Here is a 3705-nt window from a genome sequence, read left to right as displayed (position 1 = left end):
ACCTAACGGGTTAATCTTATCATAGTACATTGCTTCAAACTCAAAAGGCGATACATAACCCAGTGCATCAAGCACCATATCAGTATTCTTACGTGTTGATACTTTCCAGCCAACACTTGCACATGAAAACACATCAATAATAAATGCAGTTTAGACCCAACCTGAATGAGTTTGAATATACGTGAAGTCAGAGACCTGAGATACCGTCATGGTAGTCAATCAGGTTTTGAGATTATTCGACTAATAAATAATCTCTTCGATAGGCAGTACTCAATGGGATGAGCGCAGAAGCCTTTGAGACAGCTTCAAAATGAGGCTGTCTCGTGTCTAGGATACTGGGAGCTGTCCAGTCCTGATTGGTTAAATATTTAAAATGGCGGATTAAACATCGCATAAAGAACAGTTAATGCCGCGGCAATTATGTAAAACCGAGCTGCGTGCGCTATTCTGATTGGTACCGGGTCCTTCTACCAGATGCCCTGCAAGTTGTTCGGCGCCAGAAGAGGGGCGCCATTTGCTTTTCATATTAATTTGCTGATGGCCAGTAATCATCGGCTTAGCTAAAGTCTGCTGTTGGCAATAATTACATTCAATCGTATCGGTTGAGATACGGGCAATTGGAACCCGTTGTTCAAAAATTCCCTCGCAATGCTCACAACGGAAATCATATAACGGCATTTCTGTACTCCTATAGCACAAAGGGCTCAAATTAAAAAGACGGGTAGCCGAAGGCTTTAGGTTGGATGACTACCCGTTGTGAAGCTGAAACAACAATAAACTGTAAAACTAGCGTTTATGCCCCCAGAATTTGTCATCGTTCAGCGCACCTTGAGGCAGGATGTTCTGTTCGAAAATTGAAGTTGGCAGAGATACGGTACATGCACAGTTTGGAATATCCACGATACCGCCGATACGGCCTTCAACTGGTGCCGCAGTCAGTAACATATACGCCTGTGAGCCGGTAAAACCAAAATTCTCAAGGTATTTAATCGCTTTTAAACACGCCTGACGATAGGCCACAGTGGCATCCAGATAGTGGTTTACGCCATCTTCAACGCTGATGCCTTCAAAGGTCAGCCACTGGTCATAAGCCGGACGGACATTACTTGGCACAAAGATTGGAGAATCGATATTGTATTTTTCCATACCGCCCTTGATCAGATCGAAGCCCACACGGGTAACACCATCCATTTCGATCGCGCCACAGAAACCGATTTCACCATCTCCTTGAGAGAAGTGCAGATCGCCCATCGAGAAGCCAGCACCTTTCTGATAAACAGGGAAGTAAATACGGCTACCGGCTGCCAGGTCTTTAATGTCCGTATTTCCGCCATGTTCACGTGGTGGAACAGTGCGCGCAGCTTCTGCTGCCATACGGTCGAATTCAGCACCTGTTACGCCACGCAGAACAGCAGTACGCGGATCAGGCGGATTAGCCTGACCTTTAGGCACCAGTAAAGCTTCACGGCGATTCCATTCCTTTAGCAAATCATGCGATGGCAAAGTTCCCATCAAGCCAGGGTGTTTTAAGCCAGCAATACGCACGCCCGGAATATGACGTGAAGTCGCAAATAAGCCTTTTAAGTCCCAGATAGCTTTGTCAGCTTCAGGGAAATAGTCAGCCAGGAAGCCACCGCCATTTTCCTTGGCAAATACGCCAGAGAAACCGACATCTGAAATTGGCTGAATGTCGAGCAGGTCGATTACCAGCAAGTCACCTGGCTCAGCACCTTCTACATAGAAAGGTCCGGTCAATGGATGGGCACGGGTCAGGTCGACATTTTTGACATCAGAAATGTCATCGGTATCTTTAATCTGCGCATCCAGGAAATCCAGACTTTCAATCAGGATTTCTTCACCCGGTTTTACCGAAGTCAGAAATGGCAAATCTGGATGCCAGCGGTTATGTCCAATTTCCGCCTGTTCTGCCAGCGGAACCCCTGGTTTAATTTTAATATGTTGCATGGTTTATCCCCTGTGTTGAGGTCGAATAAAGCTAGTTTTTGATGTTATTGCCCGTGTCATCCATGATGAACAGCGGATCTTCGATCACGCTTTCAACCGGAACTGACTGAACCTGGATCGCTTTGCCGTCATAATCAATGATGATCTGACCGGCTTCTGGATGCTGAATAAAAAACCTGGCGAGTTGTGGCTCAACCAAAACCCGAAAACGGCGACTCAAGCCTCGTGCTCCGAAACGAACATCGTGTCCGGTAGACAGAAACAGGGTGGCAGCGGGTGTAAGTTCAACCGTGCGGCTCTGCTTGCGGAGTCGCTGATTCAGTTTCTCGATTTCCAGGCTGACCAGTGTTGGCACGAAATTAGCTTCTACCGCTTCATAATTCAGAATGCGTTCAATACGATTCAGAAACTCTGGATCAAATTTCTTGTACAGGGCGCGTTCGGTAATCTGGCTGTCATCCAGTTTGGCCAGTCGGGCCAGTTTCTGAATAGGTTTTGGAAGCTTGGCCAGCTGTCTTAAGCGTGCCTGAGCATCTTTGGCGCCGACGTTACTGGTCATAAAGATCATGCAGTTTTTGAAATCCAATACTTTGGTACCCGCGGTCAGCTTTAAGGTTCCGGTTTCCAGAACGTTGAGCAGACCCCGAATGACTTCGGTACTGGCTTTTTCAATTTCATCAAACAGCACAATACCTGGCTTGGAAAAACTGCCCTGAATATGGGCTTCATCAAACAGGGTATTGCCTTCTTTAGAGCCGACATAGCCTGGAGGGGCACCTGTCAGTGCTGCAGCATAATGTTCCTGTGCCAGTGTGTTCATGTCGATCCGGCAGAATGCATCTGGCTTGCCATGGATCGCCTCAGCAATCAGCCGAACCGTTTCGGTTTTCCCCACACCCGTCGGTCCTAGCATCAAGGTGACTGCCAGTGGCCGGGTAGGAACATTAAAATCTGCCTTGACGGTTAAGAGCATGTTTTCAATTTCATCCAGTGCGGCACGCTGCCCAATGATATGACCACGGACATGCTGCATGACTTTTTCAGGATCAAAGCTAAAGCGAGAGGTACGTGCAATACGTTCTTTGCTCTGCATCTCATAACGCTGTTTGGCCAGAGTTTCCTGATTGGCACTGATGCGGTCGCTGGCAAATGTCATATCGAATACCTCCTCTCAGACCAAACTTAAGATGCTTCTTTTTCCAAGCCTTCATGTGGCAGATTGCCGATTGGGCATTCCGCAACGCCGATGGTAGAGCGGGTAATTTTTTCCACGTTCTCTTGCGCTTTTTGAGCATCCAGAACCCAGGTCTTGTAGAAGTCGAATGGACAGTCTGCAACGCCTTTATCGCCGTCACCATTGTTATAGACACCGGTATAACCGCGGTGCAGCAATTTAAATAAATGGTTTTGTGACTGGTCGTATTTACGTGCATCACGAATTTCATGCAGTGACAATTGTGCGTATTGGATGCCATTTTCTTCCGTACCACATTCACCCAAGGTACGGCCGTCGAAGCCGACTACCGCAGAGTGACCGAAATAGGTGTAAACGCCGTCGAAACCGGTACAGTTGGCAACAGCAACGTAAACGTTATTTGCCCATGCCATGCATTTCGACATGTTGATCTGCTGATCTGCAGCCGGGTACATATAGCCTTGGCAACGCACGACCAGTTCAGCGCCTTTCATGGCACAGTCACGCCAGATTTCTGGATAGTTACCGTCATCACAGATGATCAG

4 protein-coding genes and 1 pseudogene are annotated in these 3705 nt (G+C 47.5%); all 5 read right to left on the bottom strand.

The genetic code is table 11. The annotated features are described in order from the left end of the window. A pseudogene (locus B4H32_RS03830) lies at window positions 1-195 on the bottom strand (DDE-type integrase/transposase/recombinase); the annotation flags it as partial. Between the two features lie 186 nt (window positions 196-381). Further along, window positions 382-678: an FmdB family zinc ribbon protein gene (locus B4H32_RS03825; protein WP_286800074.1), complete on the bottom strand. Its 297-nt coding sequence runs from the start codon at window positions 676-678 to the stop codon at window positions 382-384. A gap of 108 nt (window positions 679-786) precedes the next feature. Next, complete coding sequence (gene fmdA / locus B4H32_RS03820; protein ID WP_001163819.1) at window positions 787-1965, bottom strand: formamidase; 1179 nt, start codon at window positions 1963-1965, stop codon at window positions 787-789. A gap of 31 nt (window positions 1966-1996) precedes the next feature. Further along, a complete protein-coding gene (locus B4H32_RS03815) occupies window positions 1997-3121 on the bottom strand; it encodes an AAA family ATPase (RefSeq protein WP_004756669.1) in 1125 nt (374 codons plus the stop codon). A 26-nt stretch (window positions 3122-3147) separates the two neighbouring features. Beyond that, window positions 3148-3705, bottom strand: a 558-nt coding sequence (locus B4H32_RS03810) for a nitrilase-related carbon-nitrogen hydrolase (RefSeq protein WP_286800073.1), incomplete at its 5' end; no start/stop codon positions are given.

Origin of the sequence: Acinetobacter sp. UBA2063 (assembly GCF_002333245.1) — a bacterium.
In the GTDB taxonomy this organism is placed as follows: domain Bacteria; phylum Pseudomonadota; class Gammaproteobacteria; order Pseudomonadales; family Moraxellaceae; genus Acinetobacter; species Acinetobacter parvus.
The sequence above is the reverse complement of the archived record's forward strand: the minus strand, read 5'-3'. Positions and strand labels throughout refer to the sequence as shown.

Excerpts from the sequence above, each read along its gene's own strand:
- B4H32_RS03815 (WP_004756669.1), bottom strand. The coding sequence starts at position 3,121 with ATGACATTTGCCAGCGACCGCATCAGTGCCAATCAGGAAACTCTGGCC.
- fmdA (WP_001163819.1), bottom strand. The coding sequence starts at position 1,965 with ATGCAACATATTAAAATTAAACCAGGGGTTCCGCTGGCAGAACAGGCG.
- B4H32_RS03825 (WP_286800074.1), bottom strand. The coding sequence starts at position 678 with ATGCCGTTATATGATTTCCGTTGTGAGCATTGCGAGGGAATTTTTGAA.